The sequence below is a fragment of the Rubrivivax sp. A210 genome, assembly GCF_904426505.1.
GTDB lineage: Bacteria > Pseudomonadota > Gammaproteobacteria > Burkholderiales > Burkholderiaceae_C > Rubrivivax.
In genome coordinates, this window is record NZ_CAJGBN010000001.1 from 106310 (window position 1) to 121575 (window position 15266).

At 70.4% G+C, this 15266-nt stretch carries 13 protein-coding genes; 6 read left to right on the forward strand and 7 right to left on the reverse strand.

The annotated features are described in order from the left end of the window. Positions 1-40 precede the first annotated feature (40 nt). The 6 genes from JMV16_RS00500 to JMV16_RS00525 all read right to left on the reverse strand — a co-directional run bounded on the left by JMV16_RS00500 (position 41) and on the right by JMV16_RS00525 (position 7499). Positions 41-1246, reverse strand: a complete 1206-nt coding sequence (locus JMV16_RS00500; protein WP_201492198.1) for a c-type cytochrome — start codon at positions 1244-1246, stop codon at positions 41-43. 65 nt (positions 1247-1311) lie between these two features. Beyond that, the gene (locus JMV16_RS00505; protein WP_236580290.1) at positions 1312-1959 is read right to left on the reverse strand and encodes a c-type cytochrome; all 648 of its coding nucleotides are present in this window, start codon (positions 1957-1959) and stop codon (positions 1312-1314) included. A gap of 69 nt (positions 1960-2028) precedes the next feature. After that, positions 2029-3300: a benzoyl-CoA 2,3-epoxidase subunit BoxA gene (gene boxA / locus JMV16_RS00510; protein WP_201492200.1), complete on the reverse strand. Its 1272-nt coding sequence runs from the start codon at positions 3298-3300 to the stop codon at positions 2029-2031. Positions 3301-3314: 14 nt separating this feature from the next. Beyond that, entirely contained in the window at positions 3315-4742 is a 1428-nt protein-coding gene (gene boxB / locus JMV16_RS00515; RefSeq protein WP_201492201.1) for a benzoyl-CoA 2,3-epoxidase subunit BoxB, read from the reverse strand. A gap of 22 nt (positions 4743-4764) precedes the next feature. Continuing rightward, positions 4765-6423: a 2,3-epoxybenzoyl-CoA dihydrolase gene (gene boxC / locus JMV16_RS00520; protein WP_201492202.1), complete on the reverse strand. Its 1659-nt coding sequence runs from the start codon at positions 6421-6423 to the stop codon at positions 4765-4767. A 107-nt stretch (positions 6424-6530) separates the two neighbouring features. Further along, a complete protein-coding gene (locus JMV16_RS00525) occupies positions 6531-7499 on the reverse strand; it encodes a helix-turn-helix transcriptional regulator (protein ID WP_201492203.1) in 969 nt (322 codons plus the stop codon). Positions 7500-7609: 110 nt separating this feature from the next. Here JMV16_RS00525 and JMV16_RS00530 point away from each other — a divergent pair, with 110 nt between their 5' ends. The 6 genes from JMV16_RS00530 to JMV16_RS00555 all read left to right on the forward strand — a co-directional run bounded on the left by JMV16_RS00530 (position 7610) and on the right by JMV16_RS00555 (position 13454). Then, positions 7610-9199 (forward strand): benzoate-CoA ligase family protein, encoded by a 1590-nt coding sequence (locus JMV16_RS00530; protein ID WP_201492204.1) that lies wholly within the window; start codon positions 7610-7612, stop codon positions 9197-9199. Between the two features lies 1 nt (position 9200). Further along, positions 9201-10010: an alpha/beta fold hydrolase gene (locus tag JMV16_RS00535; RefSeq protein WP_201492205.1), complete on the forward strand. Its 810-nt coding sequence runs from the start codon at positions 9201-9203 to the stop codon at positions 10008-10010. Positions 10011-10093: 83 nt separating this feature from the next. Beyond that, the gene (locus JMV16_RS00540) at positions 10094-10975 is read left to right on the forward strand and encodes a branched-chain amino acid ABC transporter permease (protein WP_201492206.1); all 882 of its coding nucleotides are present in this window, start codon (positions 10094-10096) and stop codon (positions 10973-10975) included. A 4-nt stretch (positions 10976-10979) separates the two neighbouring features. Then, positions 10980-11978, forward strand: coding sequence for a branched-chain amino acid ABC transporter permease (locus tag JMV16_RS00545; protein ID WP_201492207.1), 999 nt, complete (start codon positions 10980-10982; stop codon positions 11976-11978). Further along, positions 11975-12724, forward strand: coding sequence for an ABC transporter ATP-binding protein (locus tag JMV16_RS00550; RefSeq protein ID WP_236580291.1), 750 nt, complete (start codon positions 11975-11977; stop codon positions 12722-12724). The genes JMV16_RS00545 and JMV16_RS00550 overlap by 4 nt, the downstream gene beginning before the upstream one ends. Before the next feature lies 1 nt (position 12725). Next, entirely contained in the window at positions 12726-13454 is a 729-nt protein-coding gene (locus JMV16_RS00555; RefSeq protein WP_201492208.1) for an ABC transporter ATP-binding protein, read from the forward strand. Positions 13455-13462: 8 nt separating this feature from the next. Here the strand turns inward: JMV16_RS00555 and JMV16_RS24475 are convergent, their stop codons facing one another. Beyond that, positions 13463-15250, reverse strand: a complete 1788-nt coding sequence (locus JMV16_RS24475; RefSeq protein ID WP_201492209.1) for a collagen-like protein — start codon at positions 15248-15250, stop codon at positions 13463-13465. Between the last annotated feature and the right edge of the window lie 16 nt (positions 15251-15266).

Sequence of the window (15266 nt, forward strand, 5' to 3'; positions counted from 1 at the left end):
TGGAGGCTCCAGGCCGGCTGGGCCGGTCGCGGCCCGTGGCTCAGCGCGCCTGCATCACATCGAGCGTGCTCACGGCGCCGGCGCGGTTGCCCCAGGACCGGCGGATGTGGCTCAGCACATCGGCCATCTCGGCATCGCCCATGAACTGCGGCGGCATGCTGTAGGGCCGCGGCTGGGCCGCGGTGGCGGGCGCGAAGCCGCCGTGCAGCAGCACCTGCACCAGGTTGGCCACGCCGGTCTGCAGCACCGTGGGGTTGGCGGCCAGCGGCGGGTAGATGCCGGCCACGCCTTCGCCTTGGGTGCCGTGGCAATCGGCACAGCGGTCGTCGTAGAGCCTGGCGCCGCGAACAAGGGCCGCTGCCGTGGCTGGATCGGTTGGCTCGTCCGCTGCGGGCTGGGTGGTGGCCTGCGGCGGCAACGATTGCAGATACACGGCCACGGCCTCCAGGTCGGCGTCGCGCCAGTGCTGGGTGCTGCGCACCACGACCTCGGCCATGGGCCCGAGCGCGCTGCCCTGGTCGGTCTGGCCGGTCTTCAGCAGTTCGACCAGGCGCCGCGCCTCGTCGGCACCCGGCTGCGCCGGATGCAGGCTGGGCGCGTACCAGGGCTGGCCGGGGAGGGTGCCGCCGCCCAGGCCATCGCCGCTGCCGCCCAGCGCATTGCGTGGCGCATGGCAGGCGCCGCAATGGCCCAGGCCTTGCACGAGGTAGGCGCCGCGGTTCCAGGCCGCCGGCCGCGCCGGGTCGTCCACATGCACAGCCGGCCGGAAGAAGAGCCAGCGCCAGGCCCTCTGCGCCCAGGCGCTGCCATAGGGAAAGCGCAGCTCGTGGGGCCGCTGGGCCTGCGCCACGGCGGGCAGGCTTTTCAGATAGGCCCAGAGCGCGTCGCTGTCGGCGCGGCTGATCCGCGTCGTGCTGGTGAAGGGGAAGGCCGGCAAGAGCAGGCGGCCGTCGCGCGAGCGGCCCAGGTGCAGGGCCTGCCAGAAGTCGTCGGCCGACCAGCGGCCCAGGCCGGTGGCGTCGTCGGGCGTCAGGTTGCCGCTGTAGACGGTGCCGAAGGGCGTGACGATGGCACGGGCGCCGGCATAGGCCGCGCCGCTGCGCGCCGTGTGGCATCCGGCGCAATTGCCCAGCAGCGCCAGGTAGGCGCCGTGGGCGACCGTGGCGGGATCGGTGGCCGCGGGGCCCGGGGTTGGCGCCTCGACGTCGGCGGCCTCCTTGCTGCAGGCGGCGAGACCCAGGGCCATCGTGGCACAGGCCGAAGCCAGCACCCCGACCCACCCGCTTGCGCGCGGCGATGGGTGCCGGCTTCTCACGGTGCGGCCACGCTGCCGCAGCGCAAGGGCAGGGAGGTGGATGCGGCCGCCGGCTTGCCTCTTGGCTCAGCCGGCGGCGGCAGGTTCGCGATCCAGTCGGCAATGGCGGCGATCTCCACCTCCTCCAGCCGCCGTGCCACCTGGGCCATGCAATCCGGCGCCGTTGCCTGGCGCAGGCCGGCGCGCCAGGCGCCGAGCTGGGCCACGAGGTAGCCGCGCGGCAGGCCCGGCAGGCCGGGGATATCGGCGCCGTCGCCGGCCAGTTCAGCACCGTGGCAGGCGGTGCAGGCCGGCAGGCTGCGCGCCTTGTCGCCGGCCGTGGCCAGGGCCTGGCCACGCCGCGAGGCCTCGGCCGCAATCAGCTTTGCAGGCGGTTGCGGCACGCGGCGCGCCGGCAGCGTGGCAAAGTGGTCGGCCAGGGCCGCGAGGTAGTCGTCGGAGAGGAATTCCATCAGCCCGGCCATGATCGCGTGGCGGCGCCGGCCGTCGCGAAAGGCCAGCATCTGGCGCTTCAGGTAGATGGCGGGCTTGCCGGCCAGGGCGGGCACGAAGCCCTGGGGCATCTCGCGGTCCTGCGGCGCATGGCAGGCGGTGCAGGCGGCGGCGCGCTGGGCCAGGGTGTCGGGAACGGCCGGCGCAGCCATGGCGGTGCCGGTCAAGCCCAGCAGGGCGACGACGGCGCTACGGAGTGACTTCAGGCCACCATGCATCGATCAATAAGTCTCCAGGTGCAGCCGCCCATCGTGCTTGAGTGTGGCGGCCGTCTCGTCCCAGTCCAGCCCGGCCTGCTGCGCGATGTCGCGCAGTGCCAGCAGCACGCCTTCCTCCATGGCCTGCAGGCCGCACACGAAGAAGCAGGCGTCGGGGTCGGCCAGCAGGCGGGCGAGGTCGGCGGCGCGCTCGCGCATCGCGTCCTGCACATGGCGCTTGGGCTGGCCGGGCGTGCGGCTGAAGGCGAAGTTGATGTCGATGAAATCCTTGGGCAGCTTCTGCAGCGGGCCGAAATAAGGCAGTTCCTGCTGCGTGCGCGCGCCGAAGAAGAGCATCAGCTTGCCGCCCTCGAACTTGCCCGTTTGCCGCAGGCGCCGCCGCCATTCCGTCATCGCCCGCATTGGCGCGCTGCCGGTGCCGGTGCAGATCATCACGATATGGCTCTTCGGATGGTTGGGCATCAGGAAGCTGGTGCCGAAGGGGCCCATCACCTGCACCGTGTCGCCCACCAACAGGTCGCAGAGGTAGTTGCTGGCCACGCCGCGCACCGGCCGACCCTGGTGGTCCTCGAGCACGCGCTTGATGGTCAGCGAGAGGTTGTTGTAGCCCGGCCGCTCGCCGTTGCGGGGGCTGGCTACCGAGTACTGGCGCGCGTGGTGGGGCCGGCCTTGTTCGTCCAGCCCCGGCGGCAGGATGGCGATGGACTGGCCTTCGAGCAGCGGGAAAGGCGTGTGGCCGAAGTCCAGCACCAGGTGGTGGGTGTCGTAATCGGTGCCGGCCTCGGTGACGCGCACATTGCCGGTGACGGTGGCGGCCAGGCTCTTGCGCGCGGCCTTGGGCCCGTAGAGCTGCACATAGGGGTGGGCGGCCGACCACGGTGGCAGATGTGCGCCGTAGTGCGCCGCCTTGAAGGGCTGCTCGGCCGTTGCCGATGCAGTGGGCGGTATCGGCGTGGCCACCGCTGCAAGTCCTGCGGCCTCGGCCAGCGCCTGTTCACCCAGCTCGGCCGGCAGCTCGTCCCAGCCCAGCTGCTCCTGCAACCCCCAGGCGCGCGAGCGCGGCACCTGGCGCCAGCTGTCGATGGCGCCGGTGGGGCAGGGCGAGATGCAGGCCATGCACAGGTCGCAGCGGGTGGCGTCGACCACGTAGTTGCGCTCGTCGTGGCTGATGGCCTGCACCGGGCAGACCGACTCGCAGGTGTTGCAGCGTATGCAGATCTCGGGGTCGATCAGGTGCTGCCTGATGACGGCGGCTGCGGTGTCCGGTGCGTCCATCCTCTTCTCAGTCATCAGCCGAAGCGCACGTACTCGAAGTCGACTGGCTGGCGGTTGATGCCCATGAGCGGCGGTGCAATCCAGTTGGCGAACCGGCCCGGCTCGACCACGCGGCCCATCAGGCTGGCGACATAGGCGCGGTCCTCCGCGCTGGGCAGCCATCCGTCCACCTTCGCATTCCATTCAGCCTCGCTCACGACGCGGCCCTCGGGCGAGACCTTCACGCCCTTCAGGCTGCCGATGTTGCGGTGGAAGGCCTTGTGCGGGGTCTGCAGCCGAAAAGGGATGCCGGCCTTCTCGATGACCTTGTTCCAGCGCCCGACGCCGCCCACGCTGTCCTTGATGTAGTCGTCGCGCAGCACCTCGTTGAGGGCATTGAGCATGGGCACTTCCTTCTCGACCAGCTGCCCGCCCTGCAGCTGCAGCACGCGGTAGCTCTGGCCGTGCAGGCGGTGGTCATCGGCGCGCTTGCCTTCCTCGAAGCGGCCCTTGAGCCCGCTGCTGTAGAAAGTGGCGGCATTGCTGCTTTCATCGGCGCCGAAGAGGTCGATGGTGACGCTGAAGTGGAAGTTCAGGTAGCGCTGCAGCGTCGACAGGTCGATCACGCCGGCCGCGCGCAGGCGCTTGGCGTCGTCGGTCTTCAACTCGTTCATCGCGGCGCAGGTGCGCGCGATGATGCGGCTGATGCCCGATTCGCCCACGAACATGTGGTGGGCCTCTTCGGTGAGCATGAACCGGGTGGTGCGCGCCAGCGGGTCGAAGGCGCTCTCGGCCAGTGCGCAGAGCTGGAACTTGCCGTCGCGGTCGGTGAAGTAGGTGAACATGAAGAAGGACAGCCAGTCGGGCGTCTCTTCGTTGAAGGCCTGCAGGATGCGCGGGTTGTCCTGCTGACCGCTGCGGCGTTCGAGCAAGGCCTCGCCTTCCTCGCGGCCGTCGCGGCCGAAGTACTTGTGCAGCAGGTAGACCATGGCCCAGAGGTGGCGGCCCTCTTCGACATTGACCTGGAAGAGGTTGCGCAGGTCGTACTGGCTGGGCGCGGTGAGGCCCAGGTGGCGCTGCTGCTCGACGCTGGCCGGCTCGGTGTCGCCTTGCGTGACGATGATGCGGCGCAGGTTGGCGCGGTGTTCGCCGGGCACGTCCTGCCAGGCCGGTTCGCCCAGGTGATCTCCGAAATGGATCTTGCGATTGGCGTCGCCCGGGTTGAGGAAGATGCCCCAGCGGTAGTCGGGCATCTTCACATGGCCGAACTGGGCCCAGCCCTCGGGGTCGACGCTGACGGCGGTGCGCAGGTAGACCTCGAAATCCTGCGAGCCGTCCGGGCCCATGTCCTGCCACCAGCTCAGGTAGCCGGGCTGCCACTGCTCGAGCGCACGTTGCAGCGTGCGGTCTCCGGCCAGGTTGACGTTGTTGGGGATCTTCTGGCTGTAGTCGATGCTGCTCATGGGGTGTTCCTGCGGTGTGTGCCTAGACACGGTTCCAGTCGAAGGCGGCCTTCTCGCCCTTGCCATAGACCTTGAGCGCGCCCTTGTCGCCGACGGCATTGGGGCGCTGGAAGATCCAGTTCTGCCAGGCCGTGAGGCGGCCGAAGACGCGCGTGGCCATCGTCTCGGGGCCGTTGAATCGCAGATTGGCCTCCAGGCCGGTAAGGGCGTCGGGGCTCATCGCCACGCGTTCCTCGATGGCGATGCGGATCTCGTCATTCCAGTCGATGTCGTCGGGCGCGGCCGTCACCAGGCCCAGGGCCTGGGCCGCATCGCCATCGAGCTCACGGCCCAGCGCGCTGCGCAAAGCGCTCATCGCCGCCGGCTCGCCATAGAAGCGGCGCTGCAGCCGGCTCCGGCCGGTGGCCATGGCGTAGCAGGCGAAATTGGCCTCGCTGAGCGCGATCTTGGGTGCCTTTTCGGCGTCATCGGGCAGGGCCAGCTGGTAGCTGCGGTCGCAGGCCAGGGCCAGCTCCAGCAGGCTGCCGGCAAAGCAGGAGCCGGGCTCGATAAGGGCGAACAGACTGCGCGAAGACACATCCAGGCGGCTGAAAGTTCGGCGCAGCAGGGCAATGGTCTCGCGCACCAGCCAGTGGCCCTGATGCGCGTCCAGCATGGCGTCCAGCGCCAGCACGGCGGCGGGATCACCCTCGGTGCGAATCAGCCAGGTGCCGATCTCGGGCTCGTTGGCGCGCAACTCCAGGATGGCATCTTCCATCTCGCGGCCCAGTTGCAGCGGGTACCAGGTGGCGCCGGCCGATTCGACGGCGGCGATGCTGGCCGGCTGCGGCCCGACGGGGCCGCGCACGGTGAGGTTGGCAACGCGGCGGGCGCGGTCGAGGGTGGCCGAGACATGGGTGTAGTGCAGCGCGTCGGCTTCGATGCGGCGGGCGAGCGGCGGCAGGGCAACGCCGCGGCCGTCGGTGGGGCGGTCGCTGAGTGCGGCCAGTTGCAGCGCGCGCTCTTGCACGCGGGCGGCAAAGGCGGCCGGCTTGGCGATCTCGTCGACCAGGCGCCAGTCTTTTGCCTTCTGGCCGCGCACGCCCTCGGCGCTGGTGCAGAAGACATCGGCCAGGTCGTGGCGCACGCGGCGCTTGTCGGTCAGACGCGTCAGGCCGCCGGTGCCGGGCAGCACGCCCAGCAGCGGCACCTCGGGCAGGCTGACGGCGCTGCTGCGGTCGTCGACCAGGATGATCTCGTCGCAGGCCAGGGCCAGCTCGTAGCCGCCGCCGGCGCAGGCGCCGTTGACGGCGGCCAGGAACTTGAGCCCGCCGTGGGCGCTGCTGTCTTCGAGCCCGTTGCGCGTCTCGTTGGTGAACTTGCAGAAGTTCACCTTCCAGGCGTGGCTGGAAAGACCCAGCATGAAGATATTGGCGCCCGAGCAGAAGACCCGCTCGCGGGCGCTGGTGATGACCAAGCAGCGCACCTCGGGGTGCTCGAAGCGGATGCGGTTGACGGCGTCGTGCAGCTCGATGTCGACGCCCAGGTCGTAGCTGTTGAGCTTGAGCTTGTAGCCCGCGCGCAGGCCGCCGTCCTCGTCGAAATCGGCCACCAGCGTGGCCACGGCGCCTTCGAACAACAGCTTCCAGTGGCGGTAGCGGCTGGGGTGGGTCTGGTGGTCGACGCGGGGCGCTGGGCTCATGGGTTCTCCGGATGCGGCAGTAAAGTGCTCTTGTTGTCTTCAGTTTCGGCACTGTAAGACATGCACTATGCTGCAATCAAGCGCTATCTTTCCTGTGTAGAGCGGGCTTACCCGGGTAGGCCCAGCGCCTTGCCCACCTGTTCACGCAGCGCGGCGTAGGTGGCTGGCAGCGGCGCGGCGCTGGTGTCGAGGCGGAATTCGGCCTTGGCGTAAAAGGCGGCCCGACCGGCCAGGATGGCCTTGAGGTCTGCCAGCGCCTCGCGATTGCCCGCCATCGGGCGCAAGTCACCCTGGGCCATCACGCGCCGCATGTGGTCTTCGGGGTCGGCCTGCAGCCACACCGTGGTGCAGTGGGCCAGCAGCAGGTTGAAGGTGGCGGGGTCGGAGACCAGGCCGCCCGGGGTGGCGATCACCGCCTCAGGGTAGATCTGGATCGCCTCTTCCATCGCGCGCCGCTCGTAGCGGCGGTAGGCATTCTGGCCGTAGAGATTCTGGATCTCGTTGATCGAGCAGCCGGCAAACTTCTCGATCTCGCGGCTGAGTTCGACGAACGGAAAACCGAGGTCAGCCGCCAGCATCTGGCCCAGGGTGGACTTGCCGGCGCCGCGCAGCCCCACCAGGGCAACGCGGGCGCTGCGCTGTGAGAGGCCGCGGCCGTGGGCGCCGCCGGTGCCCAGCAGCTCGCCCACGGCCTCGCGCACGCGGCGCAGCGTGGCCTCGTCGCGGTTCTCGAGCAGTTCGCGCAGCAGCAGCCATTCGGGTGAGCGCGTCGTGGCGTCGCCCAGCAACTCGGCCAGTGTGCATTTGAGGGCCCGCGACACCTGCAGCAGCACCAGCACCGAGGCATTGCCGACGCCGTATTCCAGATTGGCCAGGTGGCGCTCCGACACCTCGGCGGCGGCCGAGAGTGCCTTGCGCGTCATGCCGCGGCGCGAACGCAGGGCGCGCACGCGCTCGCCCAGGCCGACGAGGAAGGGGTGCTTGGCAGCTGGATCGGTGCCGGCGTCGGCGGCACCGTTCTCGTCCCGCGTCTGCCGGTGGGTTGGCGCCGGTGATTGCAATATATTGCTTGACATGCGAATCAGGCATCAATAAATTTCATCAACGCACAATACTGCAAGTGCCGACCGGCGGCAAGACAGAGGCCCGCACACAGGGCCCTCAGCCACCACGGATGGAGACAGGCATGACCGACCCCACGCTGAGCGCCGAGGTGAGCGCGCCTCCAGAGCGCTTCAACTTCGCCCAGCACCTGCTTGCCCGCAATGCCGGCCGCGCCGCCAAGGCCGCCTTCATCGACGACCAGGGCAGCCTGAGCTATGGCGAGCTGGAAGATCGCGTGCGCCGCCTGGCCACCGGCCTGCGCGCGCTGGGCCTCAAGCGCGAGGAGCGCGTGCTGTTGCTGATGCTGGACGGCAACGACTGGCCGGTGAGCTTTCTGGGCGCCATGTATGCCGGCCTGGTGCCGGTGGCGGTGAACACCTTGCTCACCGCCGACGACTACGCCTACATGCTGGAACATGCGCGCGCCCAGGCGGTGCTGGTCTCCGGGGCCCTGCTGCCGGCGCTGACGGCGGCGATGACACGCTCCGACCACGAGGTGACCAAGGTCATCGTCTCGCGCCCGCAGGCGCCGCTGCATCCGGCCGAAGTCGAATTCGAGGCCTTCCTCGATGCCCACGCGCCGGCGCCGCGGCCCGCCGCCACCAGCCCCGACGACCCCGGCTTCTGGCTGTACTCCTCGGGCTCCACCGGCCGCCCCAAAGGCACGGTACACACGCACGCCAGCCCCTACTGGACGGCCGAGCTGTACGGCAGCCGCGTACTGGCCCTGCGCGAGGGCGATGTCTGCTTCTCGGCGGCCAAGCTCTTCTTCGCCTACGGCCTGGGCAATGCGCTGAGCTTTCCGCTGAGCGTGGGCGCGACCACGCTGCTGATGGCCGAGCGGCCCACGCCCGATGCCGTCTTCCTGCGCTGGCAGGGTGGCGTCGGCGGGGTGAGCCCCACGGTCTTCTACGGCGCCCCCACCGGCTTTGCCGGCATGCTGGCCAGCCCGCGGCTGCCGGCGCGCGGCGCGCTGGCGCTGCGCCTGGTGTCTTCGGCCGGCGAGGCCTTGCCGGCCGAACTGGGCGAGCGCTTCAAGGCGCACTTTGGCGTCGACATCGTCGACGGCATCGGTTCCACCGAGATGCTGCACATCTTCCTGTCCAACTGGCCCGAGCGCGTGCGCTATGGCAGCACCGGCTGGCCGGTGCCGGGCTATGCCATAGAACTTCGCGGCGAAGACGGCGCGGCCGTGGCCGACGGTGACATCGGCGATCTCTACATCCAGGGGCCGAGCGCCGCACTGATGTACTGGGGCAACCGCGCCAAGACGCGCGAGACCTTCCAGGGCGGCTGGACCAAGAGCGGCGACAAGTACGTCCGCAACGCCGACGGCAGCTACACCTACTGCGGGCGCAGCGACGACATGCTCAAGGTCGGCGGCGTCTACGTCAGTCCCTTCGAGGTCGAGGCCACCCTGGTGCAGCACCCGGCCGTGCTCGAGGCCGCCGTGGTGGGCCGGGCCGACGCCGACGGCCTGGTCAAGACCCGGGCCTTTGTGGTGCTCAAGCCCGGCGCCAGTGCCGATGAGGCCGAGCTGAAGGCCTTCGTCAAGGACCGCATCGCGCCCTTCAAGTACCCGCGCTCGATCGAGTTCCTGGCCGATCTGCCGAAGACGGCCACCGGCAAGATCCAGCGCTTCAAGCTGCGCGAACGAGACAGCGGCAGCTGAAATGGCCGTCGACTTCGTTGGCATCGCCTGGCGCGGTCGCCCGGTCAACATCGAGCACGAATGGATTGCGCCCGAGCGCCGCGCTGCGCCGCTCTTCGTCTTTCTGCACGAGGGCCTGGGGTCGCTGGCGATGTGGAAGGAGTTTCCGGCCCGGCTTTGCGAGGCCCTGGGCTGCCGCGGCCTGGTCTATTCACGCCCCGGCTATGGCCGCTCGACGCCGCGCGCCGCCGAAGAGGCCTGGGACATCGACTTCCTGCACCGCCAGGCCGATGAGGTGTTGCCGGCCCTGCTGCAGGCGCTCGCCATCGATGCGGCTGCCGAACCCCCCTGGCTGCTGGGCCACAGCGACGGCGGCTCCATTGCGCTGCTGCATGCAGCCCGCCATGCCGTGGCCGGCGTGGTGGTGCTGGCGCCGCACATCATGGTCGAGGACTTGTCGCTGGCCAGCATCGAGCTGGCACGCCAGGCCTATCTGCAGACCGACCTGCGCCAGCGCCTGGCCCGCTACCACGACGATCCCGATTCGGCCTTCTGGGGCTGGAACCGCATCTGGCTGCACCCGCCCTTCAGGCACTGGTCGATCGAGGACGAGATTGCCGCCATCACCTGCCCGTTGCTGGCCGTGCAGGGCTTGGACGACGAGTACGGCACGCTCGCGCAGGTCCGCGGCATCGCGCGCCGCCTGCCGCAGACGCGGCTGCTGGAACTGGCGCACTGCGGCCATTCGCCCCAGCGTGACCAGGAGCAGGCGCTGATCGCGGCCATCATCGCCTTCCACCGCGACCACCCCCCTACACCCGACGGGGCCTGAAGACCGCCACCGCGGCCGCGCCACAATGCGCGCCTTCCGCCGGGCACCCGTCACCGCCGGCCGCCGCCACAGAGAACTTTCCCTTGGACCTCGCCACCTTCCTCATCCAGTGCCTGAACGCGCTGCAGTACGGGCTGCTGCTGTTTCTGGTGGCCTCGGGGCTGACGCTGATCTTCGGCATCATGGGCGTCATCAACCTGGCGCACGGCAGCTTCTACATGATCGGCGCCTACATGGCCTATGCGCTGTCACCGCTGGTGGCCACGCGCCTGGGCGGCGGTTTCTTCGTCATGCTGGCCCTGGGCCTGGTGCTGGCCGTGCTGCTGGGCTATCTGCTCGAATGGGCCTTCTACAGCTTTCTCTACGAGCGCGAGCACCTGCAGCAGGTGCTGATGACCTATGGCCTGATCCTGGTCTTCGAGGAACTGCGCAGCCTGCTCGTCGGTGACGATGTGCACGGCGTCAAGGCGCCGGAATGGCTGTCGGGCTCGCTGCCGCTGGGCGAGATGATGAGCTACCCGGTCTACCGCCTCTTCATCTCGGCGGTGTGCGTCGTGCTGGCGCTGGGCATGTACTTCGTGTTCACGCGCACGCGGCTGGGCATGATGATCCGCGCCGGCAGCAGCAACCGCGAGATGGTGCAGAGCCTGGGTGTCGACATCCAGTTCCTCTACCGCGTCGTCTTTGCCGCCGGCGTGGCGCTGGCGGCCCTGGCCGGCATGGTGGCGGCGCCGGTGAGCAGCGTCTACCCGGGCATGGGCAACGGCGTGCTCATCATCTGCTTCGTCGTGGTGGTGATCGGCGGCATAGGCTCGATACGTGGCGCCCTGGTGGCGGCGCTGCTGATCGGCCTGGTCGACACCTTCGGCAAGGTGCTGCTGCCGCAGGCGGCCGGCGTGCTGGTCTATGTGCTGATGGCGCTGATCCTGCTGTGGCGGCCGGACGGCCTCTTCAAGGCGGCCTGAGGTCATGGGCCGCGTCTCAGCCTCCAAGCTCGCCTTCGTCGCCGCAGCCTTTGCGCTCCTGGCGGCCTACCCGCTGGTGGCGGGCAGCTTCGGCATCGACCTGGTGAGCAAGATCATGGTCTTTGCGATCTTCGCCCTCAGCCTCGAATTGCTGGTGGGCGGCGTCGGCCTGGTCTGCTTCGGCCAGGCCGCCTTCTTCGGCATCGGCGCCTATGCGGCCGTGCTGCTCTCGCCGGCCGACGGGCCGGCCGGCCTGGCCTGGCTGCTGCCGGCGGCGGTGGGCGCGGCGGCGCTGTATGCGCTGGCGGTGGGCGCGCTCTCGCTGCGCACGCGCGGCGTGTACTTCATCATGGTCACGCTGGCCTTTGCGCAGATGGCCTATTACGTGGTGCACGACACGCCGCTGGGCGGCGGCACCGATGGCATCTACCTCACGGCCAAGCCGGTGCTGGGGCGCTGGCTCGATCTTGATCGCCCGCTCGTGCTGTATGCCTTCACGCTGGCCGCATTGGTGGTGGTGTTCGGCTTCCTGGCCCTGCTGTCACGCTCACGCTTCGGGCGGGCGCTGGCCGGCATACGCGCCAGCGAACAGCGCATGCGCGCCACCGGCTTTGCCACCTACCCCTACAAGCTGGCCGCCTTCACGATTTCGGGCGCCATCGCCGGCCTGGCCGGCTTTCTGTTCGCGGTGAAGGATGGCTTCGTCAATCCGGAGCTGATGAGCTGGCACTTCAGCGGCGCGGTGCTGATCATGATCATCCTGGGCGGCATCGGCCATCTGCGCGGTGCGCTGGTCGGCGCCTTCGCCTTTGCGCTGCTGCAGGAATTCTTCAAGTCCGAGGCAGTGTTCGGTGCCTTTGCCAAGCACTGGCAGCTGGGCCTGGGCCTTTCCATCATCGCCAGTGTGGCCCTGCTGCCCCGCGGCCTGGTGGGCCTGCCCGGGCAGTGGCGCGAGCGCCGCGAACGCACTGCAGGTCGCGCCGAGGCGGAGGATCAGCCGTGAGCGGTGAGGTGCTGTTGCGCGGCAGCGGGCTCACGCGGCGCTGGGGCGGGCTCACCGCCGTCAGCCGCGTCACGCTGGAACTCGAACGCGGCACGGTACACGCGGTCATCGGCACCAATGGCGCCGGCAAGTCGACGCTGATCAACATGCTCTCGGGCGAGATCCCGCCGTCCGAGGGCCGGGTGGAACTGCTGGGCCAGGACGTCACCGGCTGGAGCCAGCCGCGGCGTGCCCGCGCCGGTCTCGGCCGCAGCTACCAGCGCACCACCGTCTTCCCCAACTTCACCGTGCTGGAGAACTGCCGCCTCGCAGCCCAGGCGCGCAAGCCCCGGCCTTGGCGGTGGTGGCAGGACGCGTCGCGCTGCCCCGACAGCGTGCCGGTGGCCCATGAGGCGGCGGTGCGTGCGGGGCTGCAGCACCTGCTGGATCGCGAGGCCGGCCTGCTGAGCCATGGCCAGAAGCGCCAGCTCGAGATTGCCATGTGCCTGGCCACCGCGCCCCAGGTGTTGCTGCTCGACGAGCCCCTGGCCGGCATGGGCGCCGAGGAGACCGAGCGCATGCTGGCCCTGCTGGCCGAACTGCGCGCCGGCCACGCCATCCTGCTGGTGGAACATGACATGGACGCCGTCTTCCGCGTGGCCGATCGCATCACCGTGATGGTCAACGGCGCCGTCATCGCCTCGGACACGCCGCAGGCCGTGCGCAGCAGTGCCGAGGTGCAGGCGGCTTATCTGGGCGGGCATTGAGATGGTGGCGCCGGAACTCTTCCTCGAAGCCAGCGCCATCCACGCCTGGTATGGATCGAGCCATGTGCTGCACGGCATCGATCTCGCCATCCACCGCGGCCAGACCGTGGGCCTGCTGGGGCGCAACGGCATGGGCAAGAGCACGCTGATCCGCACGCTGCTGGGCCATGTCGCGCAGCGCGAGGGACATATCGCCGTCCTCGGCGCCGATCTCTCGCGGGCGCGTCCGCACGAGATGGCGCGCCGCGGCGTCGCCTATGTGCCCGAGGGCCGCGGCGTCTTCCCCAACCTGACGGTGCGCGAAAACCTGGTGATGGCCGCGCGCACGCCGGCCCAGGCGGGCCGGCCCGCGGCCCGCGGCTGGGACATGGCGCGCGTGCTGCAGACCTTTCCGCGCCTGGCCGAGCGCATGGGCCATCTCGGCAGCCAGCTCTCGGGCGGCGAGCAGCAGATGCTGTCGATAGGCCGCGCGCTGATGACCCAGCCCGAGTTGATCATCCTGGACGAGGCCACCGAGGGCCTGGCGCCGCTGATCGTGGCCGAGATCTGGCGCGTCATAGCCTCGATCCGCGACGACGGCATTGCCACGCTCATCGTCGACCGCGACTACCGCAAGGTGCTGGCCCACAGCGACCACGCCCTCGTGCTGCAGAAGGGCCGCGTGGTGCTGGCCGGCGCCGCCCAGGACTTGGCCGACAGCGCCGAACTGGCGGCCTTCCTGGGCGTTTGAGGGCGAGCTCAGCCGTTCTTGGGGCGACGGGCGCGCGGAGCCGGCGTCGGCGCCGTCGTCGGCCGTACCGGGGTGGTTGCGGTGGTCCTTGTGATCACCGTCCCTGCGGCCGGGCCGGCCACCAGCACCGGCGGGGCTGAGGGGCGCGGCACAAAGCACCAGGCCTCGAAGACACCGGCCGGCACGCGTGGCTGGTCGAAGCCGGTCAAGGCCACCAGCGACGAGGAGAAGGGCCGCTTGAGCGTGTCGGCCAGGAAGCCGCAGTGAACGCGCAGCATCAGCCGGCCCGAACTGCCGAGCAGGGCCTGCAGGCGTTCGCGGTCGTCGGAGGCGGCCCAGTCGATGCTGGCCGGCGACAGTTTGCTCGAGCCATGCACGGCCAGCAGCACACCCGGCTGGGTGGCCACGCCTCCGGTGGCCAGCAGCGGCTCGGTCTCGAACCAGACCTGCACCGCCTGAGGCTGGGTTTCGAGCAGTTCGGGCAGCAGCGGCGCCGACAGCGTGAGGTTGATGCGCGACAGAAGCGTCATCGCGGCGGCCACCGTCAGCCGCTGGCCCTGGGGCCAGTTGAGGCGGGCAATGAAAGGCCAGTCCAGCGCCGCCGGGTCGCCGGGTGGGCCCTGCAGTCCCTGCGGCCCGGGCGGACCTGACAGGCCTGTGGGACCGACAGGGCCAATGGGGCCTGCGGGCCCGGTCAGACCCTGGGCCCCGGGCTGGCCCGCAGGCCCGGTGGCGCCGACGGCGCCAATCGCTCCGGCGGGGCCGGCGGGTCCGGCAGGTCCGGCTGGGCCGATGTCTCCGCGTGCGCCGGATGCACCGGGCAGGCCTTGCGGCCCCGCGGGGCCTTGCAGGCCCTGAGGGCCCTGAAGGCCAGTAGCGCCGGCGGGCCCTTGCGGTCCCGCCGGCCCTGGCGCGCCGTCAGCCCCCGGTTGGCCGGCAGCACCGTCCGCGCCCGCCGGGCCTTGCGGTCCTGGTTCACCCACCGGCCCAGCGGCGCCGGCTGCCCCCACCGGCCCCGGAGGACCGACCTCGCCGGCAAGCCCTTGCGCACCGGCTTCACCGACTGGGCCCTGTGGCCCGGTCTCACCCACCGGCCCTTGCGGCCCGGCGTCACCGGCAGGCCCCTGGGGTCCGGCCTCGCCCCCCGATCCCTGCGGCCCCGGTTCGCCCGCAGGTCCGGCTGGACCCGCCGGGCCCTCGGGGCCTATGGCGCCGGCGTCCCCGGCCGGCCCCGCAGGCCCCGGCGGGCCGGCGTTGCCGACCAGCGGAGCGCCGTCGTAATACCAGCGGCCGTCGGTGTCCTGGCGGTGCTCGCCGCTGTGGCTGTGGGCGCCTGCAGCAACGAACAAGGCCTCGTCCTGGCTGGGCCGTGGGCCACCATCGCCCGCGACCATTTGCGCGATCACCAGTGCGTCGGGGCCGGGGTCGCTGCCGTCGTCGGCTTCCAGCGTGGCCTGGGTCAACAGCGTGATGACCGTGGCCGTATTGCCCACGCGCAGCGCGGCGCGGTCGCCATTGCTGGCGCGCAGCACGACGCGCTGTTCGGATTGCGGCGCGCCCAGCGAGACCGTGCTGTCCAGCGCCAGGCGTACGCCGCCGGCGGCGAAGGCGACGCCGGGCGACACCTGCACCTGGCCGCCCTCAAGCTGCACACGCAGGCCCCAGGCGATGTGGCGCGGCCCCACCGTGCGGCGCAGGTCGGCCACCGATTCGCGCAGCCGGTCCTGCAGATGCTGCAGATGTTCGGCCGTGACGCGCAGGCCTTCAACGAATTGTGAGCGTGCATCGTCGGCCATGGTCTTGGTCCTTGGT

Coding starts and splice junctions, on each gene's coding strand:
- JMV16_RS00500 (WP_201492198.1), bottom strand. CDS start 1,246: ATGGCCCTGGGTCTCGCCGCCTGCAGCAAGGAGGCCGCCGACGTCGAG.
- JMV16_RS00505 (WP_236580290.1), bottom strand. CDS start 1,959: ATGGCTGCGCCGGCCGTTCCCGACACCCTGGCCCAGCGCGCCGCCGCC.
- boxA (WP_201492200.1), bottom strand. CDS start 3,300: ATGGACGCACCGGACACCGCAGCCGCCGTCATCAGGCAGCACCTGATC.
- boxB (WP_201492201.1), bottom strand. CDS start 4,742: ATGAGCAGCATCGACTACAGCCAGAAGATCCCCAACAACGTCAACCTG.
- boxC (WP_201492202.1), bottom strand. CDS start 6,423: ATGAGCCCAGCGCCCCGCGTCGACCACCAGACCCACCCCAGCCGCTAC.
- JMV16_RS00525 (WP_201492203.1), bottom strand. CDS start 7,499: ATGTCAAGCAATATATTGCAATCACCGGCGCCAACCCACCGGCAGACG.
- JMV16_RS00530 (WP_201492204.1), top strand. CDS start 7,610: ATGACCGACCCCACGCTGAGCGCCGAGGTGAGCGCGCCTCCAGAGCGC.
- JMV16_RS00535 (WP_201492205.1), top strand. CDS start 9,201: ATGGCCGTCGACTTCGTTGGCATCGCCTGGCGCGGTCGCCCGGTCAAC.
- JMV16_RS00545 (WP_201492207.1), top strand. CDS start 10,980: ATGGGCCGCGTCTCAGCCTCCAAGCTCGCCTTCGTCGCCGCAGCCTTT.
- JMV16_RS00555 (WP_201492208.1), top strand. CDS start 12,726: ATGGTGGCGCCGGAACTCTTCCTCGAAGCCAGCGCCATCCACGCCTGG.
- JMV16_RS24475 (WP_201492209.1), bottom strand. CDS start 15,250: ATGGCCGACGATGCACGCTCACAATTCGTTGAAGGCCTGCGCGTCACG.